The 26,768-nt window shown below is 69.0% G+C and carries 22 protein-coding genes; 17 read left to right on the top strand and 5 right to left on the bottom strand.

The genetic code is table 11. The features are described from left to right. The first annotated feature begins 68 nt into the window (after positions 1-68). From BHS09_RS21050 to BHS09_RS21020, 7 genes are all read left to right on the top strand, one after another. Complete coding sequence (locus BHS09_RS21050) at positions 69-1,385, top strand: adenylate/guanylate cyclase domain-containing protein (protein ID WP_174258854.1); 1,317 nt, start codon at positions 69-71, stop codon at positions 1,383-1,385. Continuing rightward, the gene (locus BHS09_RS21045) at positions 1,385-2,605 is read left to right on the top strand and encodes an exo-beta-N-acetylmuramidase NamZ family protein (RefSeq protein ID WP_140798721.1); all 1,221 of its coding nucleotides are present in this window, start codon (positions 1,385-1,387) and stop codon (positions 2,603-2,605) included. Before BHS09_RS21050 ends, BHS09_RS21045 begins: the two co-directional genes overlap by 1 nt. A gap of 3 nt (positions 2,606-2,608) precedes the next feature. Beyond that, complete coding sequence (locus BHS09_RS21040) at positions 2,609-3,280, top strand: hypothetical protein (protein ID WP_140792589.1); 672 nt, start codon at positions 2,609-2,611, stop codon at positions 3,278-3,280. Position 3,281: 1 nt separating this feature from the next. Continuing rightward, positions 3,282-3,854, top strand: a complete 573-nt coding sequence (gene nadD / locus BHS09_RS21035) for a nicotinate (nicotinamide) nucleotide adenylyltransferase (RefSeq protein WP_140792587.1) — start codon at positions 3,282-3,284, stop codon at positions 3,852-3,854. 192 nt (positions 3,855-4,046) lie between these two features. Continuing rightward, the gene (locus BHS09_RS21030; RefSeq protein WP_140798720.1) at positions 4,047-4,523 is read left to right on the top strand and encodes a hypothetical protein; all 477 of its coding nucleotides are present in this window, start codon (positions 4,047-4,049) and stop codon (positions 4,521-4,523) included. Between the two features lie 14 nt (positions 4,524-4,537). Beyond that, a complete protein-coding gene (locus BHS09_RS21025) occupies positions 4,538-5,293 on the top strand; it encodes a hypothetical protein (protein ID WP_237079737.1) in 756 nt (251 codons plus the stop codon). After that, positions 5,290-6,051, top strand: a complete 762-nt coding sequence (locus BHS09_RS21020; protein ID WP_237079736.1) for a hypothetical protein — start codon at positions 5,290-5,292, stop codon at positions 6,049-6,051. Before BHS09_RS21025 ends, BHS09_RS21020 begins: the two co-directional genes overlap by 4 nt. Positions 6,052-6,113: 62 nt before the next feature. Here the strand turns inward: BHS09_RS21020 and BHS09_RS21015 are convergent, their stop codons facing one another. Continuing rightward, positions 6,114-9,518, bottom strand: a complete 3,405-nt coding sequence (locus tag BHS09_RS21015; protein WP_418763903.1) for a TolB family protein — start codon at positions 9,516-9,518, stop codon at positions 6,114-6,116. A 98-nt stretch (positions 9,519-9,616) separates the two neighbouring features. On the opposite strand from BHS09_RS21015, the gene BHS09_RS21010 reads away from it, so the two are divergent. Beyond that, entirely contained in the window at positions 9,617-10,942 is a 1,326-nt protein-coding gene (locus BHS09_RS21010; RefSeq protein ID WP_140798716.1) for a hypothetical protein, read from the top strand. Here the strand turns inward: BHS09_RS21010 and BHS09_RS21005 are convergent. Beyond that, entirely contained in the window at positions 10,926-11,795 is an 870-nt protein-coding gene (locus tag BHS09_RS21005) for a Rossmann-like and DUF2520 domain-containing protein (RefSeq protein WP_140798714.1), read from the bottom strand. The two genes, BHS09_RS21010 and BHS09_RS21005, sit on opposite strands and share 17 nt — an antisense overlap. Then, entirely contained in the window at positions 11,792-14,323 is a 2,532-nt protein-coding gene (locus BHS09_RS21000) for an ATP-dependent Clp protease ATP-binding subunit (RefSeq protein ID WP_140792578.1), read from the bottom strand. The genes BHS09_RS21005 and BHS09_RS21000 overlap by 4 nt, the downstream gene beginning before the upstream one ends. Before the next feature lie 220 nt (positions 14,324-14,543). Here BHS09_RS21000 and BHS09_RS20995 point away from each other — a divergent pair, with 220 nt between their 5' ends. The 8 genes from BHS09_RS20995 (at position 14,544) to BHS09_RS20960 (ending at position 24,112) form a co-directional block, all read left to right on the top strand. Beyond that, a complete protein-coding gene (locus BHS09_RS20995) occupies positions 14,544-15,248 on the top strand; it encodes a YIP1 family protein (RefSeq protein WP_174258853.1) in 705 nt (234 codons plus the stop codon). Continuing rightward, positions 15,245-16,591: a TolC family protein gene (locus tag BHS09_RS20990; RefSeq protein WP_140792574.1), complete on the top strand. Its 1,347-nt coding sequence runs from the start codon at positions 15,245-15,247 to the stop codon at positions 16,589-16,591. The genes BHS09_RS20995 and BHS09_RS20990 overlap by 4 nt, the downstream gene beginning before the upstream one ends. After that, complete coding sequence (locus BHS09_RS20985) at positions 16,588-17,847, top strand: efflux RND transporter periplasmic adaptor subunit (protein WP_140792572.1); 1,260 nt, start codon at positions 16,588-16,590, stop codon at positions 17,845-17,847. Before BHS09_RS20990 ends, BHS09_RS20985 begins: the two co-directional genes overlap by 4 nt. Beyond that, positions 17,844-18,596, top strand: a complete 753-nt coding sequence (locus BHS09_RS20980; protein WP_140792570.1) for an ABC transporter ATP-binding protein — start codon at positions 17,844-17,846, stop codon at positions 18,594-18,596. Before BHS09_RS20985 ends, BHS09_RS20980 begins: the two co-directional genes overlap by 4 nt. Then, the gene (locus BHS09_RS20975; RefSeq protein WP_140798712.1) at positions 18,593-19,831 is read left to right on the top strand and encodes an ABC transporter permease; all 1,239 of its coding nucleotides are present in this window, start codon (positions 18,593-18,595) and stop codon (positions 19,829-19,831) included. The genes BHS09_RS20980 and BHS09_RS20975 overlap by 4 nt, the downstream gene beginning before the upstream one ends. A 4-nt stretch (positions 19,832-19,835) precedes the next feature. Then, positions 19,836-21,068 (top strand): ABC transporter permease, encoded by a 1,233-nt coding sequence (locus BHS09_RS20970; RefSeq protein ID WP_140792566.1) that lies wholly within the window; start codon positions 19,836-19,838, stop codon positions 21,066-21,068. Positions 21,069-21,118: 50 nt separating this feature from the next. Beyond that, complete coding sequence (locus tag BHS09_RS20965; protein ID WP_140798710.1) at positions 21,119-22,111, top strand: cysteine synthase A; 993 nt, start codon at positions 21,119-21,121, stop codon at positions 22,109-22,111. 225 nt (positions 22,112-22,336) lie between these two features. After that, positions 22,337-24,112, top strand: a complete 1,776-nt coding sequence (locus tag BHS09_RS20960) for a choice-of-anchor X domain-containing protein (RefSeq protein ID WP_237079733.1) — start codon at positions 22,337-22,339, stop codon at positions 24,110-24,112. Positions 24,113-24,177: 65 nt separating this feature from the next. On the opposite strand, the gene BHS09_RS20955 is transcribed toward BHS09_RS20960, so the two are convergent. Both BHS09_RS20955 and BHS09_RS20950 read right to left on the bottom strand, forming a co-directional pair. Continuing rightward, positions 24,178-24,747: a DUF4123 domain-containing protein gene (locus BHS09_RS20955; protein ID WP_140792562.1), complete on the bottom strand. Its 570-nt coding sequence runs from the start codon at positions 24,745-24,747 to the stop codon at positions 24,178-24,180. After that, a complete protein-coding gene (locus BHS09_RS20950; protein ID WP_140798708.1) occupies positions 24,744-25,265 on the bottom strand; it encodes a hypothetical protein in 522 nt (173 codons plus the stop codon). The genes BHS09_RS20955 and BHS09_RS20950 overlap by 4 nt, the downstream gene beginning before the upstream one ends. Positions 25,266-25,441: 176 nt before the next feature. Between BHS09_RS20950 and BHS09_RS40065 the strand changes: the two genes are divergently transcribed. Then, positions 25,442-26,767, top strand: coding sequence for a hypothetical protein (locus BHS09_RS40065; RefSeq protein ID WP_140792558.1), 1,326 nt, complete (start codon positions 25,442-25,444; stop codon positions 26,765-26,767). The last annotated feature ends 1 nt before the right edge of the window (position 26,768 follow it).

Raw genomic sequence — 26,768 nt, 5'->3', positions numbered from 1 at the left:
CAGCGAGCAGTCATTCGGTACGCAGTTGCGATTGCACCCTCGACGGTGGCGCATACACTGCGCGGGCTTTGAAGACCGCCAACCTCGCCATCGTCTTCACCGACATCAAGGGCTTCACCGAGCGGACCAGCCGGCAGACGCTGGAGGAGAACCAGCGCCTGCTCCAGGTCCACGAGGCCCTGCTGGCGCCGCTGTTCAAGGCGTTTGGCGGGCGCATCGTCAAGTCCATCGGTGACGCGTACCTCGTCACCTTCGAATCGCCCACCCAGGCGGTGCTCAGCGGCATCGCCATCCAGGACCGGCTGTGGCACCACAACCGGACGGTGGAGGTGTCGGAGCAGATTCACGTTCGCGTGGCCATCAACGTGGGCGAGGTGCGGCTGGACGGGAACGACATCTTCGGCGAGCCCGTCAACATCGCCGCCCGGGTGGAGGGCATCGCCGAGGCGGGCGAGGTGTACTTCACCGAGGCCGTCTACCTGGCGATGAACAAGGCCGAGGTGCCTTCCAAGGAAGTGGGCGCCTACGAGCTGAAGGGCATCCCGGGGAAGATTCGCGTCTTCCACGTGCCCCGGGCGCCGTACCGCGTGGAGGCCCCCGCGGCCAGCGCCATCGCCGAGGCGCCGGGCTCCGAATCGATGCCGCCCTTCGGGAACCTGGCCCTGTCCCGCGTGGCGGAGGCTTCGTCACCGGGGGCGCAGGTGGACCTGTCCGTGCTGGGGCAGCGGGCCGCGGCGAGCGCCGCGGTCATCAGTCAACGCGCGGCCGCGGGTGCCACGGTGCTGGGCCAGCAGGCCGCGGAGCTCGGGCGGCAGGCGCGTACGGTGGGCGGTTCGCTCTTTTCGCGCGGCATGGCAACGCTTCCACCGCAGGTCCAGAAGCACCGCGCGCTGGTGGGCGTGGGCGCGGCCGTCGTGCTCGCGGGCGTCGCGATGCTGGCGTTCAGTGGCGACGAGACGGTGCGCGCCATCAAGGCGGTGGAGCGAGCACCGGAGGAGGAGCGGACCGCGCTGGCCAAGGACGTCCGGACCCTCATCATGAAGGAGCAGGACTCCGGGCGGCGCAACTTCCTGCTGGGCCGTCTGACGGAAGCGACGGGCAAGCCCGATGACGCGCTGAAGGTCTACGCCACGGCCGTGAAGGCTGGCAGCCGCGCCGCGGAGGACCGCCTCATCGAGATGCTGTCGCATGTGCGATGTGACGTACGCTCGGATGCTGCGTCCACGGTAGGCCGGCTCCAGCTGAAGCGGGCGGTGAGCGCGCTGGAGGACCTGAAGTCCGACGGTGGGCCCGATGAGGGAGTGCGGATGGGCCTGTTCGGCTTCTCCAAGTGCGACTCGAAGGCGGCCGCGGACAGCGCGCTCAAGGGCTTCAAGGCGCGTTGATGTGCCGGCCCTCGGGGCTGGCTGAGGAAGGGAACGCCGTGACGAAGGTGAAGACGGGACTGGACGTGTGGGTGGAGCAGGGCTTCTCCGCGTTGAAGGGCAAGCGCGTGGGCGCCATCGTGAATCCCACCAGCGTGGATGCTCGCTTCCGCCACCTGGCGGACCTGCTGTCGGGCGCGGACGGCGTCACGCTGGCGGCGCTCTTCGGTCCGGAGCACGGCATCCGGGGTGAGGCGCAGTACATGGTCGCCGTGGACGAGGCGAGGGACCGCCGCACCGGCGTGCCGGTGTACAGCCTCTACGGCTCCACCTTCGAATCGCTGTCGCCCCGGCAGGAGTCGCTCCAGGGGTTGGACGCGCTCGTCTTCGACATCCAGGACGTGGGCAGCCGCTACTACACCTACGTCTACACCATGGCGCTGGCCATGAAGGCCGCGGCGAAGGCCCGAGTGCCCTTCTACGTGCTGGACCGGCCGAACCCGCTCAACGGCGCGGCGATGGAAGGCAACCTGGTGGGGGAGGGCTTCCGCTCCTTCGTGGGCCTGTACGCGCTGCCCAACCGCCACGGCATGACGGCGGGGGAGCTGGCCCGCCTCTTCAACGTCCAGGAGGGCTTCGGCTGCGAGCTGACCGTGGTGCCGTGCGAAGGCTGGCGCCGCGGCCAGTTCTGGTCGGAAACGGGGCTGCCCTTCATCTCGCCGTCGCCCAACATGCCCACCGCCGACACCGCGCTGGTGTACCCGGGCATGTGTCTGGGCGAGGGCACCAACGTCTCGGAGGGCCGCGGCACCTGCCGTCCTTTCGAGCAGTTCGGGGCGCCGTGGGTGGACACGGACCAGTTGCTGGCGCGCCTGGCGAAGGAGGAGCTGCCCGGGGTCGCCTTCCGGGCCGTGGGCTTCACGCCGACGTTCGACAAGTACACGGGCCAGTCCTGCAACGGCGCCTTCATCCACGTGACGGACCGGCAGGCCTTCCAGCCCCTGCGCACCGGCGTCGCCATCTTCCAGGCGCTGCATGACATTGGCCCGGGCTCGTTCGGCTGGCGCGCGGATGCCTACGAGTTCGTCGAGGATGTGCCAGCCTTCGACCTGCTCTGCGGGACGGACCAGGTGCGCCGAGGCATCGAGGCGGGGTGGCCGCTGGAGCGGTTGCTGGAGGGGTTCTCCGCTCAGACGGAAACGTTCGCACGTCACAGGACGTCCTACCTGCTATACGCTTGAGGCGTGATCGGCGTCTTCTCCGACAGCCATGGGGACCTCGAAGCCTTCGACGCGGCCTACGAGCTGCTGCGCTCCAAGGGGGCGCGGCGTTTTCTCTTCGCGGGCGCGCGCTACACGGACCTGGATGAATGGGTGCTGTGGCGGCGGCAGAAGAGCCGGGGCGGGCGTGAGTACTCGGATGCGGACTTCCTGGCGGACGTGACGAACTGGCTGGGAAGCCAGGACGCGCTGCCTCGCACGCCGTCGCGCGCGGAGGCTCCGGCGGACGTGGCGTCGGAGGACGACCGCCGGCTCGTCATGGAGCGCTTCATCCGCGTGCCCGAGCGCGAATCGCTCCAGTTCAGAGACCCCTCCATCAACAACAAGGTCATGGACCTGATGGGGGACACGCTCTGCTGCGTGGTGCACGACAAGAACGACCTGACGCGGGATGACCTGCTCAACGCGCTGCTCTTCGTCCACGGCAAGGAGCCGGAGCCCAAGGTGGTTCAGATTGGCCCGCGCTACTTCCTGACGCCGGGCCGACTGGTGGGCGCCGCCGAGCAGACCTGTGCGCTCCTGGAGAAGGTGGACCGGAACCTGCGCTTCTCCGCGTTCCGCCTGGATGGGCACTCGATATTGGAGCCCCAGGTCATCGTTCTGGAGAAGAAGTCCCCGAAGTTGTCCCTCAAGTGACGTGAGGCCCGCCGTGCAGGTCGCGCTCCTCGGAGGTTCGTTCAACCCGCCCCATGTGGGGCACCTCATGGCCGCCACGTACGTCCATGCCACCCAGGACGTGGACGAGGTGTGGCTGATGCCGTCCTGGCAGCACCCGTTCGGTAAGCAGATGGAGCCCTTCGAGCATCGCGTCGCCATGTGCGATGCGCTGTGCGCGGAGACATCGGGCTGGCTGAAGACGAGCCGGGTCGAGGAGGATCCGGGCCTCACCGGCCGGACGGTGGACACGCTGACCCTGCTGGTGGCGCGGCATCCGGACATCCGCTGGTCGATCATCATCGGCAGCGACATCCTGCGCGACCTTCCGCATTGGAAGGACTTCCATCGCATCGAGGAACTGTCGCGGGTGATGGTGCTCAACCGCGCGGGGTACCCGGCGCCGAACACATTGGGGCCGCCGCTGGCGGAGGTGTCGTCGACGCTGATTCGCGACCTGCTCGCGCGCGGCGAGGCTCCGTCGGACCTGGTGCCCGCGCGCGCCATTGCCTATGCGCGCGAGCACGGCCTCTATGGCCTGAAGCGGACGCCGTAGCGCCGCCGTCCGTCAGACTCGACTTTCGCCATGCTGCCCCGCCGTTCAGGTGACGCGCCCGTCAGCGCCCCTCCTCGGCGCCTCCGCTCCAGCCCTCACCCTCTACAGGGCTTCTATTCCGTTGATACGCTTGCGTAAAAACCAGGGCAGTTTGAAACTCGTGATGGCTGTTCTTTCCTGGAGAAACATCACATGAATTCGAAGCTCGTGTTCGCCGCCGTGGCCCTGCTGTCGACGTCTGCCTTCGCCGAGGAGGATCTCAAGCCCGCGCAGGAGGAGGCGAAGGCGTCGTTCGAGGAGAAGATCTCCGAGCCTGTGAATGCCGCGAACGAGAAGTGTGGCACCAAGCTCACCGTCAAGACCGACTTCCAGAACTTCAAGCCGGAGGCCTGGGCGAACTCGAGCTTTGGCTCCTACTGTGAGGCGGCCATCAATGCGGTCACCAGCATGTGCGAGCGCCCGGCCTACAAGAAGGCGATTGCGAAGAAGGTGACCGGCGTGTCGTGCCTGTTCGGTGGCGTCAAGCCGCCCGAGAAGAAGGACGGCACCAACGACGCGACGCTGCGGAATATCTCGCTCGACAAGGGCACGCTGACGTACCGCATGAGCGTGGACCACACGAACATCGAGGACAACACCAAGGCGACCCTCGAGAAGGCGCTGAACTGATCATGGCGCGGAGGATGGCGATGGTGCTCCTGCTGCTGTGGGCCCAGGGGGCCGTGGCGGCGGAGTCACTGGAGTCGTTGGCCCTCAAGGTCTATCGGGGCACCGACGGGCAGTCCATCGAGGTCGTGACGCTGGCGCCCCGGGAGGCGTCGGAGGTGGTGCTGCGGCTTCAGGGCACCGACTCCGAGCAGGATGGCCTCTCGGTGCGCGGCAAGGCCCGGGACACGGGGCGGGGTGTTGATTACGTCGTCCGTCATCGCGGCGCGGACTGGGTGCTGCTGTCCCAGCGCGCTGGCGATTACGAGGCCTTCGTTCCCGGGAAGCCATCCTTCCGCGTCAAGTTCAGCCAGGAGGCGACGGGCAAGGCGTCTGCCTCCGACGTGCTTTCCGCGCACCTGCTGCAACAGGAGTCCGGGCGGATCGCGGCCTTCGAGAAGAAGGCCTGGCCCCACCTGGAGAAGAAGTACACCGCGCGCGCCGCCGAGGCCATGGCGGCGCTGCGCAAGGCGTGTGGCACGTCACCGACCTTCACGTTCGACTGGAAGACCTTCGACGATGTGGTGATGGCGGAGCTGGACGTCTGGGCGGTGTGTGCGCCGCTCGCGACGCGGGCCCGGGAGCGCTGTGCCGCCGTGAAGGATGTCGCGGTCCTCACCTGTCGCTTCGGGCCTGCGCTCGCGTTCGAGCGGGGTGCCGACGCGCTCATCTTCACCACTACTCAAGGGGGCGCGGCCGAGGGGCCCGCGTTCCTGGACGGGAGGCTCAAGTGACGCGTCGACTGCCCATGGTGCTGGCGTACCTCCTGGCGGCGCCGGTGCTGGCTCGCCCGGCCGCGACGCTCGAAGACCTCCGGGCGCTGGCCGTGCAGAAGTCCTGGGCGGAGCTGCTGGAGCGCGCGGAGGAGGTTCCTCCCGCCGCGCGCACCGACACATGGCGCGCGCTCGTGACGGAGGCGGCGACGGCCGAAGTCGAATCGGCCATGGCTCCGGACGACAAGGACCCGTTCGCCACCGCCCGGAAGGCGCGCGCTCTGGGGCAGCGGTTTGCCTTCCTCGCCAAGGCGCCCGGCTTCTCCTCGGCGCGCGACGCGCGAGGATTGAAGGACCTGGAGCGTTGCCTCGAGCTCGAGCGGAGTGGCTGTATCGACACGTACCGGGAGCTGACGGGGGACGCGAGCGCTGAGACGACGCTCCAGGCCGCGCGGCTCGTAAAGAGGGGCCACTTCGCCTATGTCGCGATGCCGCTCTTCGCCTCGGCGGTGCGGGGTGGGAAGGAGGCTGGCGCCTGCAAGGACGAGGCGCTCGCGGAGGCGGTGCTGGCCGCACTGGACCTGCCCTCGACGGATGCCCGCGCGGGTGATGCGAGGAAGGTGGCGTTCGAATGGTGCTGGTCGGCGCTTGGCGCGAGGCTCAAGAGCGCGACGGTGGGCGCCTCGTCCTACTTCCTGGCCAACACCTGCCAGCCCATGCGGGCGCGGAAGGCGCTGACGGATCTGCAGGACGACCTCTGCAAGGACGAGGGGCTGTAAGCGACATGCGAGTGCTCAACCAAGGTTCGTGATTCGCGAGCAGGTTGAGGGGCAAGCCCAAGTCAGAGCCCGAAGCCGATGAGGTGCAGGTGGTCCAGGCCCTGCTCGAAGCGGTAGGCATATTGGTAATAGAGGGACACCGGAACCGCCTGCCCGAAGGTGAGGTGCAGTGACGCCGAGGCCCCCACGGCCGCGTGGTCGGCGCGGTTGTCGGTGCGGGCCAGCGAGCCGAAGGCCTCGACGCCGACGTCGCGCACGAAGAGGGACGGGAAGAGCCACAGCGTGGAGGCCCATCCGTAGTCGATGGGGACCCGGTACTGGTACGTCGCGGAGCCGATGAGCGCGTTGCGCGCGCGAATCTCCAGGTCCTCGTAGCCGCGCAGGTACTCGCTGAAGGCGATGCCCGGCTGCAACTGCAGGGGCAGGGGAGCGGTCTGCTGGCTCTCGCGGTTGGTGTACCAGATTTGCCCCGCTCTCAGGCCGCCGACCTGGAGCAGCCCGGACGGCGCGCCGGGGAGGAAGCGCCCCACCGCGGTGAGGCGGAGGTTGTCGCGCCCCGTGAAGGGAAGGCCCCCCGTGAAGGCGTCGAGTCCCAGGCGCACGTCGCCCATGGTGGAGTCCCGGAGGAATGCGCCGGGGTACACACCCGCGGCCGCCGTCATGCCCAGGCCTCGCTGAGTGCTGCCGTAGGACGTGGCGTCACCCGCGAAGTACGACACGGAGACCTCCGGGCCGACGATGCGCGTCACCATGCGTGGGAAGCGGTCCGTGGCGTCGTACTCGCGGCGCAGCGCCAGCACGCCGAAGGTCACCGGCGTGGTCCAGAAGGAGCGCGAAGCGAAGGCCGTGGCCTGGAGGTCGGTGCGCTGATTCTGGCGGATGTACGCGCCCGACACCTGGATGTACCAGGGCGCGAGTTGCGCGTTGCCGTAGGCCAGAGAGAGGCTGGGGGCGTCTTCGCGCGAGTCGAAGGAGAGCTGCAGCGAGTACGCGTGGAAGCCGAGCCGGTCCTGTCCCGCCAGAGCCAGCCCACCCATCATGTACGTGTCGTCCGTGTTGTCGGGGTCGGCTCCCGCGAGCAGGTAGGGCACGCGGAGCTCGGGGATGAAGAAGCGCTCCAGTGGCGAGTAGGGCTCGTCCGAGAGAATCTGGAGCTCCGTGCCCGGGTCAGGCGGGGCTTCGACAGGACCGTCGAGACCCGTGAGCGCCGTGGGCGCGTCTTCGGCCGCGGGAGATGGGGACGCCGGTGCGGTGTCCTCGGTGGCAGGCTGCTCCGACGAGGGCCCAGGAGGGGGAGGTACGGCGCCCTCGGCAGTGTTGGTGGGTCGCTGCTCGGAGGGCGGGGTTCCAATGCCCGGCGCGTCCTCTGGTGGAGAAGACGGTTGTGCCGCCTCGTCGCTGGCGGACGGCTGCCCGGATGGCGGGGTTCCAATGCCCGGCGCGACCTCTGACGGCGAGGGCGGTTGCGCCGCATTGGCCTGGACCGGAGCGCCGGGCTTGGGGAACGCGGCGAACTCGAACTCGGACGGTGCGGCCGTTGCCGCATGACCCGAGTCTGATGCCGGAGCCTCCGTGCGCACTTCGGGGAGCCGGGGCGCTCCGGGTTCGTCCTCGGGAGACGTAGCCGAAGGGTGGGGCGCCTGCGCCAGCACCGTGTGCCCCGCCACCTCCACGCGCGCCGTTCCTGCGTCGGCCTCCGTCGGCGCAATGGGCACCAGTGGGGCGCGGTCGATGGTGAAGTTCAGTCCATCCCGGTTGAGGAACACGACTTCCTCGGTCCCCACGGGATGAACGTCCATCACCAGGTGCGGCGCGTCCGTGATGCGAACCACTTCCCGCGTCGCCACCGTGAGGACGTGGGCCTGCAGTCGCCCCTCATGTTCCCGGAGGAACACGAGGCGTTCATCATCCAGCCACCTGGGCGAGTAGTTGAAGCGGCCATCGCGCGTCAGCCACCGAAGGCGTCCATCCGCTTCCCGCAGGACCAGGTCCCAACCCGCGTCCCCTGAGAGGGGGAAGACGACCCGCTCGCCATCCGGAGCGACCGCGGGCGGCCCCACGGAGGTGCTGGCGCTGAAGTCGGTGAGGGCCTTCCGGGTGTCCGTCTCCAAATCCAGCCGCACGACGTTGGCCGAATCCCCATCGACGCGGACGTAGACGTAGGCCGTCCCGTCCAGCGTGATGCTGCCGCCCATCCCCATCACGTCGTCCCAGAGCCGAACGACGTCACCCGTGCGCGCATCCACCTTCCACAGCTTCGCGGTGTAGCCTCCTTCCGTGTTCAGGTCGGCCATCACCAGGTACAGCCACGCGCCATCGCGGCTGAATGACATGCCGCTGACCAGCGTCGGGGAGCCCAGCACCCAGCGGCGCCCGGGCAGCAGTTCCACCAGCGGCCGTTCGAAGCGCACACGGCCATCCGGCTCCAGCACCGTCAACCGTGAGTAGCGCTCCCGGCCCACGCCCACCGTCGCGGTGACCCCACTGGCCGCGTTCGAGGCCAGCCGGGAGAAGTAGCCCGCGTCGGACACCCACGTCCGCTGCGCCGAGGGCCGCTCGCGCACCTGCAGGTTCTCCCGCAGCGACTGCGTGTACTCCGCGAACAGCGAGCCGATGTCCCGCCCGTACACACGCTTGAAGCGCAGCGTCACCGCCAGCGGAGGCACCAGGGAGTCGCCCTGCTCATCCACCAGCTTCCACAGCTTCGACTCCCCATAGCGCTTCGCGAGGTACTCCACGAAGTGCATGCCGGTGATGTAGTTGCCGCCGAACGGGTCCAGCGCGCGCTGCTCGGGGGACAGGTAGCCAGGGTTCAGCCGTCCTCCCGTGGCCTGCACCACGGAGTCGTACCAGCCTCGCCAGATGGGGCTGTGCGGCCGTCCCGCGTTCTTGCCGAACTGCCCTTCGTAGTAGGTGGCCAGTCCTTCCAGGAACCACGACTCCGTATAGGAGTTGGGCTGGAACAGGCCGCCGGTGACGAGGTTGAGGAAACCCCATACGCCGTCCGTCTGCTGGAGCTGCACGTAGTGGACGGCCTCGTGGCAAGCCACGTCACCGACGTCCACCTCGCCCAGGTTGAACAGGTTGAACAGCTCCAGCGTCAGGTGGGAAGGCATCACCATCTGCTGGGGCGTGCTGGCGTAGTCGGGGACTACGTAGGCGTTGTTGAAGTTGGAACTCGTCAGGTAGACGAGCACCCGGTCCCGCTTCTTCTTCTGCCACGTCTGCTCGTGGAGGCGGGCCACGCAGCCCTCCAGCCGCGACGCCATGCGCAGGGCCGCGCCCCGGAGCTGGGCCGGGTAGTAGAGCTCCAGGGACTCGGTGGTGAGCTTGCGCATCTCGTCCCGAGCGAACGAGGCCTGGATGTTCTGGGGGAAACGGGGTGTGACGAAGGCACACCCGCCGTTTGTCAGCAGGAGACAGGTGGCGAGGACAGCCCAACGAAGCCACCAGCGGGAAGCGGGCATGCGGGCCATCCTACAAGCCACAAATCGTAGCCACGACCGCGAATTTCACGGTAAGGGATGGCCCCGTCGCCTCCCTATTTCCGAGTCTGGATTCCGCCATGTCCGAACCCGCCACCCAGGCGCATCCCGTTCCGCAGCACGTTCACAATGCCCAGATGCAGGTCGCCGCTGCCCTGGAGCAGGCCACCGGCAAGCCGGTCGACCTGCTCAAGGCGCCCTGGGTGGAGATTGAACCCGCCATCGCGCAGCTGACTGGCGGCCAGTTCCAGGTGAACAAGCCGGAGCACCAGACCCTCGCGCTGGGCCTGGCGGGGGCGTTCGCCCTGCGGCTCATCCAGGAGCACCAGGCCTTCTGGTTCCCCAACCGGGACTCGCCGGAGGGCGCCACGCTGGGCTTCCCGGAGGCCATCATCATGCTGTCGCCGTTCGGCGCGGTGATGGATTCGCTGGGGCAGGGCAAGCTGGCCCGCCTGGAAGACCTGGCTGCGGACATCCGCCGTTCGCTGGGACAGGCCCGCTTTGGCGGCAACCCGGCGCAGGCCCTGGGAGGCCAGGCGCCCAAGCTGACGCCGGTGGACTACCAGCGTCTCTTCGACCCCGGGTTCCTCCAGTTCGTCGTCCTGGACCCGAAGAAGGCCGCCACGGCCCTGGAGACGAAGCCGGACGGGCTCGCTCGGGACGTGCGCAACGCGCTGGGCCGCACCCAGCCGCCGCTGCCGCCCGAGGCCCGCCAGCAGTTCGAGGGACAGATCGTGCAGTCCCTCCAGCGCCTGGACACCACCAAGTCGCTCATCGATCAGGCCGAGCGCGCGCCGCGTCTGGCGGAGCTGATGGCGCACCTGTTCGGCACCATCGGTGGGACGGGCTCGGCGCCTGAGGACTTCTGGCACGACCTGGTGCTACCGCTGCTGTTCATCGGCACCCCGGCCAGCTTCCCGCCGCTGGACGAGGAGGAGCTGGAGATGTTCCGCCAGGGCGCGGACCCGCTGCCGCTCTTCGTGGACCTGGTGCCGCACGCGCACAAGGCCCCCGACGAGGGCCTGCTGGGCGCGTTCGAGATGAGTGACATCGGTTTGGTGCACCCGGGCTTCGGCCGGGTGGGCGCGCTTCGCCTCATCCGCATCAACGCCTCGCGCATCCAGCCGCTGCTGGAGCAGTTCGACCCCGCGAAGACGGCGGAGACGCTCCAGCGCTTCACGGAGTACGTGGCGAAGGCGGCCGGCAAGCCCGCCACCGAGTCGCCGCAGGGCAAGGAGATGCTGCAGGCCGCGCTGACGCTGCTCTCCGACCTGAAGCGCTCCGTGACGCAGGTTCAGGGCGGCGAGCTGTCCCTGCGCCGGCTCACCGAGGCCGAGGCCGCGTCCGAGCAGGCCCTGGCCGTGGTGCGCAAGGCCCTGCAGGGCTCCATCATCCTGACGGCTTGAGCAGCCGTTCCAGCGCGGCGCGCGACGTGGGCTCCAGCCGGTCTCCGGCCAGCCCCAGCGCGCGCCGCGACAGCAGCCGGTAGAGGGGGGCGACGTCCGCGGGGAGCGCCTCCAGGTGCGCCGCCACCACGCCGGAGTCTCCGCGGACGATAGGGCCGGTGAGCCCCCCCGCGAGGCCCCGGGTCTCCAGTCCCCTCAGCGCCGAATGCATCAGCGGCAACAGGGCCGCCAGAGCGTCCGCTGGAGGGATTCCCGCGGCGCCCAGGGCCGCCACCGCCGCATCCGCCAGCGACACCAGTCCTCCAGCGCTCAGCACCGCGCCCGCGTGGTAGGCCGCGCGGTGGGCTTCTGGCACCTCGATGACGCGGAGCCCCGCGTCCACCGCCATGTGACGCAGCACCTCCCGCAGCGTGCGTGACGGGGTGCTCACCGCCACGGTGCTACCCGCCAGCGAGTCACGTGGCGAGGAGACAGCGCAGAGCGGATGGAACGAGCCGCGACTCCGGCCCTTGGCCGTGCCCAGCGCATCGAGCGAGAGCGCGCCCGCCGTGTGCACCAGTGCGGCCGTGCGGGGGAGGGTGGTGGACAGCGCCTGTGCGACGGCGGGTACCGCCGCGTCCGGAACACACAGGAGGATGACGCGGGCCCGCTTCAGGTCCGCGGGTGCGGCCGTCTTCAAGCCGAGTGCTTCCGCGCGCTCGCGGCCTTCATCCGTGCGGGAGTGGATGCGCACGGGCCAGCGCTTCGCCTGGAGCGCCAGCCCGAGGGCACCACCCAGGCGGCCCATCCCGACAATGACGACGGGTGGGCGCCGTTTCAAAGGCCCTGCGCGGCGGCGGGGCCCGGGGCTCATCGCTCGCGCTGGAACTGGAGCTGTCCGGAGTTCACAGCGATGCGCACGCGGTCGCCCGTACCGAACTCACCCGACAGGATGCGCTCCGCGAGGGGGCCCTCCACGAGCCGCTGCACCATCTGCCGCATGGGGCGAGCGCCCAGCTGCGGGTCGAAGCCGCCGGACTTCAGCAGGTGGCCGACCACGTCGTCGCCCGCCACGTATTCGATGCCGCGCTCGGTGGCTAGGCGCTTGCTGCTCTCCTCCAGCAGCAGCGTGGCGATGCGCGCCACCTCCACCTCCGCCAGGGGACGGAAGGGGAGCCGTTCGTCGATGCGGTTCCACAACTCCGGCGGCAGCGCCTTGCGCGCCACCGAAGACGCCATGTCCATGGCGTCCCCGGGGCCCGCGGAATCCGCGCCGAAGCCCACTGGGCGGCCGGTGCGGGAGAAGGCCTCCGCGCCCAGGTTCGTCGTCATGACGATGACGGTGTTGGAGAAGTCGATGTGGCGCCCCTTGCCGTCCGTCAGGCGGCCTTCCTCCAGGACCTGGAGGAGGAGCATCTGCACCTCGCGGTGCGCCTTTTCGATTTCGTCCAGCACCACCACCGACGAGGGCCGGCGGCGCACGGGCTCCGTGAGCTGTCCGCCCTCACCGAAGCCCACGTAGCCGGCGGGCGAGCCGATGAGGCGCGAGACGCCGTGCTGCTCGGACATCTCGCTCATGTCCAGGCGCACCAGCGCATCGCGGTTGCCGAACAGCACGTCCGCCAGCGCGCGGGCCATCTCCGTCTTGCCCACGCCCGTGGGGCCCAGGAAGAGGAAGCTGCCCATGGGGCGGCGCGACGCGAAGCCCGCGTAGTTGCGGCGGATGACCCGGGCGATGCGCGTGACTGCCTCTGAGTGCCCGATGACGCGCTCCGCCAGGTCCTGCTCCAGCCGGAGCAGCCGCGACGAGTCGTTCATCAGCAGGCGCTCCTCGGGAACGCCCGCGAGCTTGGCCACCACGCGCGCCACGTCGGCGGGCTCTACCACGTCAAGGCCCTCGCGGTGGCAGCGGCTGCCCGCCAGGTCCACCACGGAGATGGCCTTGTCCGGCATGAAGCGGTCCGTCACGTAGCGGCTGGCGAGGGACGCCGCGGCCTCCAGCGCCTCGGGCGTGTAACGCAGCCCGTGGTGCTCCTCGTAGCGGCCGATGACGCCGCGGAGGATCTCCACCGTTTCCGGCACGGAGGGCTCGTTGACCACCACGGCGGTGAAGCGGCGCTCCAGGGCCGGGTCGGTGCTGATGAACTTGCGGTACTCGTCGTGCGTGGTGGCGCCGATGCACGGGAACTCACCGCGCGCCATGGCCGTCTTCAGCTCGTTGGCCGCGTCCTGCGGACCGTCACCCGTGGAGCCCGCGCCCACCAGCGTGTGGATTTCGTCGATGAAGACCACCACGCGGCCCTCGGCGCGGCGGACCTCGTCCTTCAACGCGTTGAGCTTCTCGGAGAACGAGCCGCGCAGCTGCGTGCCGGCCACCAGCGTGGCCATGTCCAGCTCCACCAGCACCTTCTCCGACAGAGAGCCACGCAGCTCGAGCAGGCGCTGCGCCACGCCTTCCACCACCGCCGTCTTGCCCACACCGGGCTCGCCCAGCAGGCAGGGGTTGTTGGTGCGGCGCTTGCCCAGGATGTCGATGACCTCCTCGACCTCGCGCGCGCGGCCCACCACCGGGTCCAGGCGGCCCTCGTGGGCGGCCTGGCTCAGGTTGCGGCCCAGCGAGGTGAGCAGGGGGTAGGCCTTGGCGTCGAGCACGGGCGACGCGGAGGCGGACTGCGCCGGCCGGGCCGAGGGTATAGGGGTGGCCGTGGGCGTCGAGGCAGGGGACGGCGCGGCGCGTGCGACGGGCGCGGGCGGCGGCGGAAGCGCTTCCGGCTCCTCGTCCACGTCGATGAGGTCACGTGGCGACAGCGCGGGCGTGCTGTAGCGCGGCGGCGGTGGCGGCGGCGCGGTAAAGGACGGGGGCGACGACGGCGGGGCGCCGGGCCGGGAGCGCGGCAGGCTCAGCGTGACGGCGGAGGCCGGGAGGGGAGACGGCGGCGCGCCCAGGGGACGGCTCGCGGGCCGGGGGCCCAGGGTGTGCGACCGGCCCAACTGGAGGCGGCGCGGCATGTGACCACTGGTGAAGTAGGACATCGCCACGCGCATGAGGCCGCCCAGGTCCAGCCCGGCCTGCAGCAGCAGCTCCTGGGCCGCGCAGCGAACTCGGGCCACGGCGATGAGCAGGTGGAGGCAGTCCGCCTCATGGGAGCCCACATTGGTGGCGATCTCCCGGGTTTTCTCGCGCAGCTCCCGGAGCAGGCCGTCCGGCTCCGCGGGAGCGGCCGTCAGCAGCTGGAGGATGGCGTCCTCGTCCACGCCTCGCTCCTTGAGCAGCAGCTGTGCACGGTTCTCCACCGTGAAGAGCGCCAGGAGCACGTGGGCGGAGGTGACCCTCTGCACCACGCTCTGTGCGATGTCATTCGCTTCGTGGAGGACCTGCGCGAGGTCCGTGCTATCGACCATTCGAACTCCGGCAAGCGACCAGACGAGCGGAATACACCCTCTTGGGGTGTCCGGCAAAATTTCCGCTACAGGCCGCTACATGTGTCTTAAAGCACTGGAGTAGAAAGCGTCCGCCAGCGGAATTTGGCTGGCTGCCTGCCTGTTCGGCGTCTTTCTTCGGCTGGCCAGGCAATTGCCTGAGGACGAGCGTCGTACTTCGCTCCGAGACCTCCACCACCATATGACTTCTCTTGCTCAACCGGCCCGCGTCTTCGTCGATCCCCTCGATGGGACCCGTGCCGCCGTCGAGGCGCGCCGCTGGGTGTGGCCTCTCCTCATCCTGGCCTTGTGCGTGTCCGCTTCCGGGACGCTCTTTTCCCTCCGTTGGGACGTCGCGCCTGACGTCATCCGCCAGCTCCAGGGTTCTGGTGGGCTGATGGGGCTGTCCGAGGCGGACCTCACGGACAAGATCCAAACGGAGTCACGCAAGGCGCTGGTCGGTGGCATCGCCAAGGGCGCCATCCTGATGCCGCTGATGGCGCTGCTCCTGGCCTGCATCCTGTGGGTGGCCAGCTGGCTCTTCGACCGGCCCGCGTCCTTCGAGCAGTTGCTGTCCGCGGCCGTGCTGGCGCTGCTGCCCATCGCGCTCTACCACCTCATCCTGACCCTCTGCATCGCGGCGCAGCACTCCATTACCGTGGCGCGGGTGATGAACCTCGTACCGTCGAATCTGGGAGCCGTGTTGCAAGGCTTGAGTCCGAAGATGCAGCGCGTGGCGTCCACCGTGGACTTCTTCAACCTCTGGAGCACGGGCCTGTTGGGCCTGGGCTTCTCCGCCGCCACCGGGATGAGCCGTGGGCGCGCGTTGCTGCTCGCGGTGGCGCTGTACGCCATGTACGCGGGCATCTTCCTCATCGGCCTTCCCGCTCAGGCAGGTGCGCAATGAACGCGCTCGTGGTCGCGGCCGCGCTGGCCGCCGTTCCCGTGGACTCCGGCACACCCATCACCCTGGACCAGGCACGCGCCGAGGGCCGGCAGAACGTCGCCGCCATCCAGTCCCTGCTGGACGTGGCGATGGCGGACGAGGACGTGAAGCTGTCCCGTGCAGCGCTGCTGCCGCAGATCTCGGTCGATGCCTCTGCGGGAAAAATCTGGTTCGGCCGCCGGCAGGAGTTCATCACGGTTCCGGACCCGGCCAACCCGGGAGGCTTCGTCCGCAACGCGGTGGAGACGCCCTCCACCAGCACGCAGAACTACGACCTGGGCATGTCGCTCACGCAGATCATCTACGACCGCGCCCGCTGGAAGCAGCTGGAGCAGAGTGGCGTGGTGCGTGACGCGCAGAAGGGGCAGGCGCGGGAGGAGGCGGACACCTCCGAGCTGGAGGCCATCCGCCGCTTCTTCACCCTGTATCGCTCCCAGGCCACGCTCAACGTGCTGAAGGCCACCGTCCAGCGCAGCGAAGAGCAGGTCGAGCGTGCTCAGGCCCTCTTCCATGCGGGACGCACGGGCAAGAACGAGGAGATCACCGCCGCGGTGAACCTGGGGACCGACCGCATCAACTACACGGCCATGCTCGGGCAGTTGGTCAACGACCAGACGCAGCTGGCGGTGTGGCTGGCCCGGCCCGGCACCGATGTGCTGACGGCCTCCGACCCGGGCGTGCTCACGACCGAGCCTCTGCCCGCCCCGTCCGTCAACGAAGCGCTTTCGTCGGCGCGCGCGTACCGGCCGCTGCTCAAGACGTTGGAGCTGCGCATCCGCGCCGCGGAGCTGCGGCAGTCCATTGCCCGGTCGGAGTATCTGCCCCGTCTGGTGGCCCAGGGCCTCTACAACCGCGGTGGTCCGGATGCCTCGCTGGTCTTCACCGAGCCGCGCCTGCAGAACCGTTTCACGGCGGCCGTCGGCTTGAGCTGGGACATCTTCACCGGTCTGTCCACGGGCGCCAGCTCCCGCCGTGCCGAGGCGGACATCCGCAAGGCCCAGCTGACGCTGGAGCAGACGGCGCGGGAAATCGAGGGTGAGGTTCGCGCCGCGCACCGCACGCTGGAGGCCAAGCTGGAGGCCGCTCGCCTGGCCGCGCAGAACGTCGAGGCCGCTGTCCAGGGCCTCGATATGCAGGAGGCGCGCTTCCGCGCTGGCGCGGGCTCCACCCTGGAGGTCCGCGACGCGCAGCTGAGCCTGACGCGCGCTGAACTCGCCTTGCTGGAAAACAGGATCGATGTCGAAATCGCTCGTTATTCGTTGCTGCGGGCCATGGGCGCCCTGAGCCCGGGAGAGTCGAAATGAAGTGGTGGAAGGGTGCCATTGCTGGCGCGTTGTTCCTGGGTGCTGCGGCCATCACGGTGGGTGGGCTGAAGGACCGTCCGCCGCCGTCGCTCGAAGTCCAACTGTCGAAGGCCCGCAAGGGCACCATCACCCGCACCATCACCGGCGCGGGCAAGGTGCAGGCGGCCACGACGGTGAAGATCTCGTCCAGCCTCTCCGGTGACCTGGTGGAGCTGGCGGTGAAGGACGGCGAGGCGGTGACGAAGGGCCAGGTGCTGGGCCGCATCGATCCGCGCCTCTATCAGGCCGCGCACAAGCAGGCCTTGGCGTCGCTGAACGCCTCGCGCGCCGACGTGCAGGTGGCGGAGGTGGAAGTGGGCCGCACGCAGCTGGAGCTCGCGCGCGTGGAGGAGCTGGCGAAGAAGGGGCTCTCGTCCACCGCCGAGGTGGACACGGCGCGAGCCACGAAGAGCACGGCGGATGCGCGGCTGGCCTCCGCCAAGCAGATGCAGGCGCGCAACATGGCCATCGTGGACCAGGCGCAGACGGACCTCACGCGCACGACGCTGGTGTCGCCCATCGATGGCAACGTCATCGAGCTGTCGCGTGAAGTGGGTGAGCGCGTGCGTGGCTCGGACCTGTCCGAGGACGTGGTGATGACCATCGCCGCGCTCAGCGCCATGGAAGTGAAGTTCGAGGTGGGCGAGCACGAGGTGGTGCACCTCAAGCCGGGCCAGCCCGCGGAGATCACGCTGGACGCGCTGGAGGGCCAGACGTACTCGGGCTCCGTGGTGGAGATTGCCCAGAAGGCGCTCATCAAGAACGAGGGCACCGAGGCCGAGGTGACGAGCTTCCCCATCACCGTCGCGCTGGACACCCGTCCGCCCGGCGTGCTTCCGGGCATGAGCTCCGAGGTTCGCATCTCCGCGGAGACGCACAATGACGTGGTGCTGGTGCCCATCCAGGCGGTGACGGTGCGCTCGGACCGCTCATTGCCGGATTACAAGGCGCCCATCGAAGGTGGCGGGCTGACGGCGAAGCGGACGGAGTCCCTGGCCAAGGTCGTGTTCGTGGTGGACAGCAGCAACAAGGCGCAGGTGCGCCGCGTCCAGACGGGCATCGCCTCCGACACGGAGCTGGAGATCGTCTCCGGACTCAACGAGGGCGACCGGGTGATTGAAGGTCCGTACCGGACGCTGTCGAAGGAGCTGAATGACGGCGACATCGTGCGTGAGCCCGAACCGGGCGCGGGAATGAAGGGCGGTCGGAAGTCGTGAGTCAGGCCAGTGGCGCGGGACCGCTCATCCAGGTGGAGAACATCACCCGCGTCTTCCACGTGGGTGGGGAAGAGGTGCGCGCGCTGCGCGGCGTCTCCTTCGGCATCAACCGGGGAGAATGGGTGGCCATCATCGGCCAGTCAGGTTCTGGCAAGAGCACGATGATGAACGTGCTCGGCTGCCTGGATACGCCCAGCAGCGGCCGGTACATGCTGAACGGCAAGGACGTGTCGATCATGAGCGACGACGAACTCGCCGTCATCCGCAACGTGGAGATTGGCTTCATCTTCCAGACCTTCCAACTGCTGCCCAAGGAGACGGCCCTGGCCAACGTGGAGCTGCCGCTGGTGTACCGGGGCATCGGCGCGCGTGAGCGGCGCGAGCGGGCCAAGGCGGCGCTGGACAAGGTGCAGCTCACCCACCGCATGCACCACCGGCCCAACGAGCTGTCCGGTGGTCAGCGCCAGCGCGTGGCCATTGCCCGCGCGCTGGTGTCCGAGCCCTCCATGCTGCTGGCCGACGAGCCCACGGGTAACCTGGACTCGGCCACGGGTGAGGAGATCGTCCGCCTGTTCGAGCAGCTCCACAAGGCGGGCCACACGCTGGTGCTCGTCACGCACGAGCCCAAGTTGGCGGCGCGCTGCCCCCGGGCCATCCGCCTCAGCGACGGAGAGATTGTCGCGGACGGTGACGGCCGCAAGGTGGCCCTGGGGACGGCGACGGACGTGTTGAACGCGGGGGGCGCATGAGTCAGCGGTCCGCCTTCCGCGTGGATGTGCTGGAAGGCGCGCGCATCGCGGTCTTCTCATTGAAGGCCAACCGCCTGCGCACGGTGTTGACCACCCTGGGCATCGGCATCGGTGTGGCCACGCTGCTGGCCATCGTCGGCATCATCCAGGGGCTCAACACGTCGTTCCACCAGCAGCTCGCGACGTTTGGCGCGAACACGATGTACGTGTCCAAGTGGCCCTGGATGATCAAGGGCGACTGGTGGAAGTACCGCAACCGGAAGAACTTCACCCTGGAGCAGATGCACCGGCTGCGCACGCTGGCGCCCTTCGTGACGGCCATGTCCCCGGCGGTGTCGCGCCTGTCGGACGTGGCGCACGGCGGCGAGCAGCTGTCCACCGTGCGCATCCAGGGCGTGACGCACGAGTACCTCAACATCTCTGGCTACGAAATCACCGGCGGGCGCTTCCTCACCGAGGCGGACGACGCGACGACGCGGCCGGTGGCGGTGGTGGGCGCGGACGTGGTGGACGGGCTCTTCCCGGGCGTCAGTCCAGTGGGGCAGTCGATTCGCATCGACAACCGCACCTTCCAGGTGGTGGGCACGCTCAGCCGCAAGGGGAAGATGGTGGGCGAGAGCATGGACCTGCTCGTCTTCATCCCCTTCAAGACGTTCTATTCGAGCTTCGGCAAGGGCCGCAGCTTCGAGATCGCCATGGCGGTGGAGGATGCCTCGCAGATGCGGTCCGCGGAGGACCAGCTCACCGGCATCCTCCGGCGCGTGCGCTCCACGCCGCCGGGCGCGGACGACGACTTCTCCATCAACCGGCCGGAGGCCATGGCGCAGACGTACGAGCAGCTCACGGGCGCGCTCTACGGTGTCGCCGTGGGTGTGGGGCTCATTACGCTGCTAGTGGGTGGCATCGGCATCATGAACATCATGTTGGTGTCGGTGCGCGAGCGGACGCGGGAGATTGGCGTGCGACGCGCGCTGGGCGCCCGGAAACGGACCATCGTCTTCCAGTTCCTGATGGAAGCCTCGAGCGTGTCCGCGGTGGGAGGCCTGCTGGGGACGACCGTGGGGTTGGGCACGGCCAAGGTGGTGTCGCTCATCACGCCGCTGGCGGCGGACGTGCAGCCGATGACCGTGGTGGCGGGGGTGGGCTTCGCCGCGCTGGTGGGCCTGCTGTTCGGCATCTGGCCGGCGGCGCGCGCGGCGAACCTGGACCCCGTGGAAGCCCTCCGTTACGAGTGATGTGATGCGAGCGTTCCTGGACAACTTGCGGCTGGCGCTGGGCACCTTCCTGGGCAACCCGCTGCGCTCGCTGTTGACGCTGCTGGGCATCGTCATCGGCGTGGCCACGGTCATCACGATGATGGGGCTCATCGAGGGCCTGCGGGTCAAGGTGAACAACGACCTGGGACGGATGGGGGCCCACACCTTCCAGGTGACGAAGTGGCCCGCGGGCGGCTTCGGGCGCATCAACTGGGCCAAGTTCGCCAAGCGCAAGGACTTCGAGATGCCCGACTCGCGGGCCATCGAGGAGTCCTGCCCGTCGGTGGGGACGGTGGTTCCCACCGACGACGAGGGTGGCCAGAAGCTGTCCACCGCGAGCTCGGAGACGCGGCCTTCGGTTCGCGTGTTCGGCACGCCGGCCAACTACCCGCTGGTGAGCGGCGTATCGGTGCAGGCCGGCCGCTACTTCAACGAAGTGGAGGCGCTGGACGGCCGCTACGTGGTGCTGCTGGGGACGGACGTGTCGGACGCGCTGTTTCCCGGCATGAACCCGGTGGGCCACGAGGTGCGCATCAAGGGCCGGCCCTTCCGCGTCATCGGTTTGCTCCAGAAGCGGGGGAGCATGCTGGGCATGTTCAGCCTGGACAACCAGGTGATGATTCCGCTGAGCGTCTTTCACCAGCTCTACGGGAAGAAGCGCTCGCTGGACATCAGCGTGCAGGCGAAGTCCCCGGAGCTGTTCAGCAAGGCGCAGGACGAGGTGGCCTCGCTGATGCGCCGCCGCCGCGACGTTCCGGCGAACATGCCCAACGACTTCGAATTGCACACGAACGAGTCGGTGACGGCGTCGTTCAATCAGCTCTCCCAGGTCATCACCATCGCGGGCGTGGGCGTGTGTCTGCTGTCCCTGGTGGTGGGCGGCATTGGCATCCTCAACATCATGCTGGTGTCGGTGATGGAGCGGACGCGGGAGATTGGCGTGCGCAAGGCGCTGGGTGCGCGCAAGCGCCGCATCCTGGGACAGTTCGCCACGGAGGCGGTGCTGCTGTCGCTGATGGGCGGCGCCCTGGGCCTGGGCCTGGGCTTCGGGCTGGTGTTCCTGGGCAACTGGATGATGGGCTTTCCCATGCAGGTGCCCCCGTGGGCGGTGGGCCTGGCCCTGTTCATGAGCTGCGGCGTCGGGCTCCTGTTCGGCATCTACCCGGCGGCCCGGGCGGCGAAGTTGGATCCGGTGGAGGCCATGCGGGCGGATTGAGGGCGGTGGTTCCCGGTGACGGGCGCCACCCTTCGCGTTAAGCACAGCCCATGGCGCCTCGCATTGGAACGCTCTGGGACTCCGTCGGAAACACCCCGCTGCTGCGCATCGGCTCGCTGAGCCGACAGACGGGGTGTGAAATCCTCGCGAAGGCCGAGTTCATGAACCCCGGCGGCAGCATCAAGGACCGCGCCGCGAAGGGGATGATTCAGCGCGCGGAGGCGCAGGGCCTGCTGAAGCCGGGCGGCGCCATCTTCGAGGGCACCGCGGGCAACACCGGCATCGGTCTGGGGCTGCTGGGCCGCGAGCGCGGGTACCGCGTGGTCGTCACCATGCCGGACAACCAGGCCCGCGAGAAGTACGAGCTGCTGGAGGCCATGGGCGTGGAGGTCCGCAAGGTCCCCGCCGTGCCCTTCGCCAATCCAAACCACTTCTTCCACCAGGCCCGCGTGCTGGCGGAAGCGCAGGGCGGCTTCTGGGCGAACCAGTTCGAGAACCCGGCCAACGGCGACTACCACTACGAGACGACGGGCCCCGAAATCTGGGAGCAGTGCGAGGGCCGCGTGGACGTGCTGGTGGCGTCCGTGGGCAGCGGTGGAACCATGGGCGGCGTCAGCCGTTACCTGAAGGAGAAGAACCCCTCCGTGCGCGTGGTGTTGGTGGATCCACCGGGCTCGGGCCTCTTCACCTTCGTGCGCGAAGGGCGCATGGAAGGGCCCGGTTCCTCCATCACCGAGGGCATTGGCATCATGCGCCTCACGGAGAACTTCCGCCGGGCCCGCGTGGACGAGGCCATGCGCCTGGGCGACCAGGAGATGGTGGAGATGCTCTACCACCTGGCCCGCGAGGACGCGCTGGTGGTGGGCACGTCGGCGGCCCTCAACGTGCGCGCCGCGTGGGAGCTGGCGCGCCGTCACCGGGGTGAGGGGCTGCGCATCGTGACCTTCCTGTGCGACCACGGCAGCCGCTACGCGTCGAAGGTGTTCAACCCGGAGTTCCTCGCGTCCAAGCAACTGGAGGTGAGGCCGCTTCCGGAGGTTTGAAAGGGCGGGGCTCTCGGGTGGCCGTGCTGCAATTCAACACCCTGGGACTGCAATGACTCTCCCTTGAGTCTGTGACGTCTGGTGTTACAGGGCGAGTCACGCTGTGGCGTGATTTGTCATTGCCACCAGCGGCGGCGCACGCGCTGCGCTTGAAGGCATTGAAAGAGGACTCTGGCCTGCGGGGTGCACACGGCCGCGTTGCAGTCTACCCGCGAGGAGTCCCCCATGAATCAGTCCTCCAAGAAGTTTCCAGGCGTGTTGCGCGCCTGGACTGGCGTCGTCGCCACATCTCTGCTCGCAGGGTGTGGTGGCTCCGAGTCCCTCCCTTCGGAGGAGCCGGCCGCCGCGGCGCAGGAGCAGGCGCAGACGGGCGCCGCGCCCATCATCGATTCGATGGATGCCATCGCGCTCGACAGCGAGCTGACGTCGAGGACGCGCAGCCTCATCCGCGCGAAGCTCGCGCAGGGGCAGGAGCATCAGCAGGTTCCCGTGGTATCGGACTCGGGGCAGGCGCTCGTGCTGAACGACCAGGGCCTCAATGGGGACGAGCAGGCCGGTGACGGCGTGTTCTCCGCCATTGGCGACGTGGACTTCGTCACGCACCGGGCCACGCAGGATCGCATTCGCGAGTTCCAGGCGCGCAATCCCCAGACGCCGCTGACGGTCGCGACCTTCGACAACCGCGTCCGCGTCTCCGAGCGCGCACTCACGCCGCTGTCGCCCGACGTCTTCCGGCCGGGTGTCCCCATCTCCATCTTCCCCGCGGGTATCTCCCTCGCGGTGAAGCCGGAGAACTCGCTCATCATCACCCACCCCAACGTGGTGAATGACCCGACGCGCACGTATGACCCGTGCACGAACGCCGGCAACCCGAATGGTGTGTGGACGTTCAACCACCTGATGCGGGAGATGGCGAGCTCGTACGTGTCGCCCGCAAACCTGACGGAGCACTGGCTGCGTCAGTGGACCGTGAACCAGAACATCAACGGCTGGACGGTGCCGGCGCGCCCGGCGATGACCGCGCGCATCCTCACGCCGTGGCCGCGCTCGAGCGGCGGGCTGGAGCTGGCGCGGTCGCCGTTCAAGCTGGTGGCCATCGTCAACCGCCTGGACCTGGGCGCCGGCGCGGGGCCGTCCGCCTACGCTTCCGGTAACGCGGGCGAGCTGCGCTTCGTCTTCGCCGCGGTGGATCGTTCAAGCGGGGCCTGTGGCGTGCGGCCCTTCCTGGTCATCTTCGAGTACGGCGTCCCGCACGCCAGCTGTGACGCGGTCCGCACCTGGGCGCAGGGGTGGCTGAACCTGTCGGCGCCGTCCATGATTCTGGGCAGCTCGGCGTACAACGCGGCGCTGGCGAGCCTCACGCAGCAGGTGGTGGTGCGCAACGCCGCGCCCCGCAAGCCGAACGGCAGCGCCATCAACCAGATCCGCACCAACGAGGAGTGGCTGCGCTATCCGTGGGAGCTGCGTGAGTTCCACCTGATGGGCTCGGGCCCCTCGGTGAACCGCCTGCAGGGCCAGTCGACGGTGCTGACGCCAGGCGATTCGCACAACAACACGACGGTGCTGCGTGACTTCATCAACGCGAACACGCCCGCCATCCTGGCCAACAGCTACACCGTGCCGCCGACGTACCCCACGTCGAGCACGCGGTTCCTCGGCGCGTTCCCGTGGATTTCGTCGCCGACGGACTCGTACTGGCGTGCGTCGGGCATCTCCGTCAACGACGCCCGTCACATCTTCTCGCGCAACACCTGCAGCGGCTGCCACGGCCGCGAAACGCGCACCGAGTTCACGCACATCGACGAAAACGGAACGCTGTCTCTCTTCCTCGCCACGGGCATGGCCAGTCCTTCCACGGCCTACTGGGTGCAGGACCCCGTCGTGACGTCGCTGAGCCGTCCGTTCTACGAAATCCAGATGCGCAACACGAACCTGGACAGCGTGGCGAACCAGTCCTGCCTGGCGCGCGCGTTCGACCGGCCTCTGCTCTCCGCGCACTGAGGCGGGGAAGCCCGACCGGGGCGCATCGATTCAACGGTGCGCCCCGGGGAGGGCGGCCGAGGCCGCTACATGAGCGGCGTCGGGAGGATTGACAGCGGCGGCGCGTCCAGGGGCGCATCCTCGGGACGGCGCGCGTAGGCGAGCATGTTGCCGCCGTCCTCTGATTCAGCGAAGAACCGCTCGATGGGGCCGAAGAGGAAGTCCAGCTCGTCGTCCGTGCACGTGGGCAGGTAGACGCGCAGCACGCGCGGGTCGTAGTACCGGAACACCAGTGGCTTGCCGTTGGCGTCCTTGACCTTGAGGAAGCGCCGCAGGTGCCGCCGCAGCGCGTCCGGGTGGGCCGGGCTCTGCACGAAGATGCCCCAGCTCTTGCCCCAGCCCGCGGCGAGCAGCTGCTCCGTGGCGGGCGCTCCGGGCCTCAGCTGCACCAGGTAGGGCGCCACCTCCACCAGCTCCGGCGGCAGCTTCCCCGCGTAGAGGCAGCTCTGCGTCAGGCCACAGGTGAGCACCAGCCGGTGGATGTTGGGGGCCCGCGCCCCATCCAGGATGGCGTAGAGCGCCGAGGTGGGCGCTTCCTCCGTGGCCTGACGCACCCACTGCAGCAGGCCCGGAAGCTGGGGGACGGGGGCGCTCACGCCGCAGCCTGCTGCTTCTTCTTTTCACACTCCTCGCAGAACGGCACACCCGCCGCCGCGGCCTGGCGCAGGACTTCGGCCTGCCGTGCCGGGTCTGGGAAGAGGGTGAAGACCTCCACGGGCGGGCGCGCCAGGGGGATGACTTCGGGCTCGGGCCGGGGGGGCGGCAGAGCCGGTTCCGGCCACGCCCAGGCGGCGGCGCGGCGCTGCACGCGCAGGGCCACCAGCTCACGGCGCTCCAGCGCCTGCACCAGCCGCTCACGCACGCGCGCGTCCTGCCGGGAGCGGTCCAGTGAGCTGGCGTTCCACGGAAGGATGCCGCCCAGGGCCTCGTACATCTCCAGCAGGGGCCTGCGGGCGGAGGTCAGCCAATGGTCGAGCTGCCAGGTGATGTGCTCGGCCGGGACGCACTCCCGCTCGTCGAGGGCCGTCACGGCTCGCATGACGAGCAGTTCGTATTCTTCGGCTCCAGAGCGGAGCCGCCAGGGGCCAGGGAAGCCGATTCCAGGGACGGACATGACGACCTTGTCGGGGCTTCAGGGAAAGGGCCGCGTCCAGGACGCGGAATGGACTCAGAGTGTACCCGGGGCCGGGTGAAGCTGCATCCCGGCCTGCACGAAATCTGCACGAACATTCCTTGGCAGCCGCACAAGGGGGCCATCACCGTTGCACGGGGGCCGCACATCCTGCGCCCATGAACGCACCTCCTCCGCTGCCTCCCCGTCCGCCGCGAGCGCCCGAAGGCGCCCTTCGCCGAGCCCTTCGCTGGCTCGTGGCCCACCACGTCTTCGGCAGTCTGGTCATCGTCGTCTTCGCCACGGCCGTCATCGCCGGGCAGGTGGCGGACCGGACGGACTTCGCCAACTCGGAGCTGGCCGCCGGGGTGGAGGACCGCTGGGGCGCGCCCGTCACCCAGCCCGCGCCGTCGCTGCGTTACGTGCACAGCGGCACCATCTTCACCGAGCTGAAGCCGCTGCCCTTCGACCGCCAGCACGTCGAGGTGCAGGCGAAGATGAACTACCGCAAGCGCGGGCTGCGCTACTTCTCCGGCTTCGACTTCACCCTCAACGCCGACTACGCGGTGGTCAACCGCGAGAGCACCGACATCGACGTGGCGTTCATCTTCCCCATGGAGATGGACAAGTCGCAGGTGCTGCTGTCGGAGCTCCAGTTCCTGGTCGACGGCCAGGAGTCCAGCCTGGACCTGGGCGAGTCCGGCAACCGGCTGGTGTGGACGGGCCGCATCGCCAAGGGCGCCACGTCCCGTTTCACCATCCGCTACCGCGCCCGGGGGCTGAACTCATTCGTGTACCGCCTGGACCCGGCGCTCCCCGCGCGGGACGTGCGCGTCCATGTCGCCGTCGAAGGAGGGGAGAACTACGACTACCCGGCGGGCGTGCTGGCCGCGTCGTCGGTGAACACCACGGCCGACGCGGTGACGCTGGACTGGGCCTTCCAGTCGTTGGAGTCGGGGGTGAACCTGGGCGTCATCCTCCCGTCGGAGAAGACCTTCGACGCGCTGGTGGGCACGATGGCGACCCGGGCCTGGGTGCCCTTCCTAGGGCTGCTCGCACTGCTCGCGGCCCTGGGGTTGCGCCACCGCCGTTCGCTCGCGCTCCACGAGACGTACCTGCTGGCGTCCGTGTACGGCTTCTTCTTCGTGCTGCTGGCGTACCTTGCGGCCTTCATGAACTTCTACGCCGCCTACGCCCTCTGCGCGGTGGGCCTGGGCGCGGCGGTGGTGGTGTACGTCCGGTGGCTCTTCCCGAAGGAGCGGACGTCCGTGCTCGCGGGACTATGGGGCGCCACGCTGGTGGTCCCCACCGGCGCCGTCATCCTCCAGGGCTACACCGGCCTCATCTACACGCTGGAGATTCTCGCCGCGCTGCTGGGGCTGATGGTGCTCTCCACCCGCGCTGGTGTGCGGGCCTTCCTCTCCGACTTGTCCCTGCCCGGTGAGCCTCCGCGCGCCGCCGTGGCTCCCGCTGCCTCCACCCCTGTCACCCCGGAAGCGAGCTGAT

The sequence above is a fragment of the Myxococcus xanthus genome (genome assembly GCF_006402735.1).
Lineage (GTDB): Bacteria > Myxococcota > Myxococcia > Myxococcales > Myxococcaceae > Myxococcus > Myxococcus xanthus_A.
This window is presented reverse-complemented; position numbering and strand designations above follow the sequence as displayed.

Excerpts from the sequence above, each read along its gene's own strand:
- BHS09_RS20985 (WP_140792572.1), top strand. The coding sequence starts at position 16,588 with ATGAAGTGGTGGAAGGGTGCCATTGCTGGCGCGTTGTTCCTGGGTGCT.
- BHS09_RS21000 (WP_140792578.1), bottom strand. The coding sequence starts at position 14,323 with ATGGTCGATAGCACGGACCTCGCGCAGGTCCTCCACGAAGCGAATGAC.
- BHS09_RS21010 (WP_140798716.1), top strand. The coding sequence starts at position 9,617 with ATGTCCGAACCCGCCACCCAGGCGCATCCCGTTCCGCAGCACGTTCAC.
- BHS09_RS21025 (WP_237079737.1), top strand. The coding sequence starts at position 4,538 with ATGGCGATGGTGCTCCTGCTGCTGTGGGCCCAGGGGGCCGTGGCGGCG.
- BHS09_RS21015 (WP_418763903.1), bottom strand. The coding sequence starts at position 9,518 with ATGCCCGCTTCCCGCTGGTGGCTTCGTTGGGCTGTCCTCGCCACCTGT.
- BHS09_RS20965 (WP_140798710.1), top strand. The coding sequence starts at position 21,119 with ATGGCGCCTCGCATTGGAACGCTCTGGGACTCCGTCGGAAACACCCCG.
- BHS09_RS21030 (WP_140798720.1), top strand. The coding sequence starts at position 4,047 with ATGAATTCGAAGCTCGTGTTCGCCGCCGTGGCCCTGCTGTCGACGTCT.
- BHS09_RS20960 (WP_237079733.1), top strand. The coding sequence starts at position 22,337 with ATGAATCAGTCCTCCAAGAAGTTTCCAGGCGTGTTGCGCGCCTGGACT.
- BHS09_RS21045 (WP_140798721.1), top strand. The coding sequence starts at position 1,385 with ATGTGCCGGCCCTCGGGGCTGGCTGAGGAAGGGAACGCCGTGACGAAG.
- BHS09_RS21005 (WP_140798714.1), bottom strand. The coding sequence starts at position 11,795 with ATGAGCCCCGGGCCCCGCCGCCGCGCAGGGCCTTTGAAACGGCGCCCA.
- BHS09_RS20995 (WP_174258853.1), top strand. The coding sequence starts at position 14,544 with ATGACTTCTCTTGCTCAACCGGCCCGCGTCTTCGTCGATCCCCTCGAT.
- BHS09_RS40065 (WP_140792558.1), top strand. The coding sequence starts at position 25,442 with ATGAACGCACCTCCTCCGCTGCCTCCCCGTCCGCCGCGAGCGCCCGAA.
- BHS09_RS20950 (WP_140798708.1), bottom strand. The coding sequence starts at position 25,265 with ATGTCCGTCCCTGGAATCGGCTTCCCTGGCCCCTGGCGGCTCCGCTCT.
- BHS09_RS20970 (WP_140792566.1), top strand. The coding sequence starts at position 19,836 with ATGCGAGCGTTCCTGGACAACTTGCGGCTGGCGCTGGGCACCTTCCTG.
- BHS09_RS20975 (WP_140798712.1), top strand. The coding sequence starts at position 18,593 with ATGAGTCAGCGGTCCGCCTTCCGCGTGGATGTGCTGGAAGGCGCGCGC.
- BHS09_RS20990 (WP_140792574.1), top strand. The coding sequence starts at position 15,245 with ATGAACGCGCTCGTGGTCGCGGCCGCGCTGGCCGCCGTTCCCGTGGAC.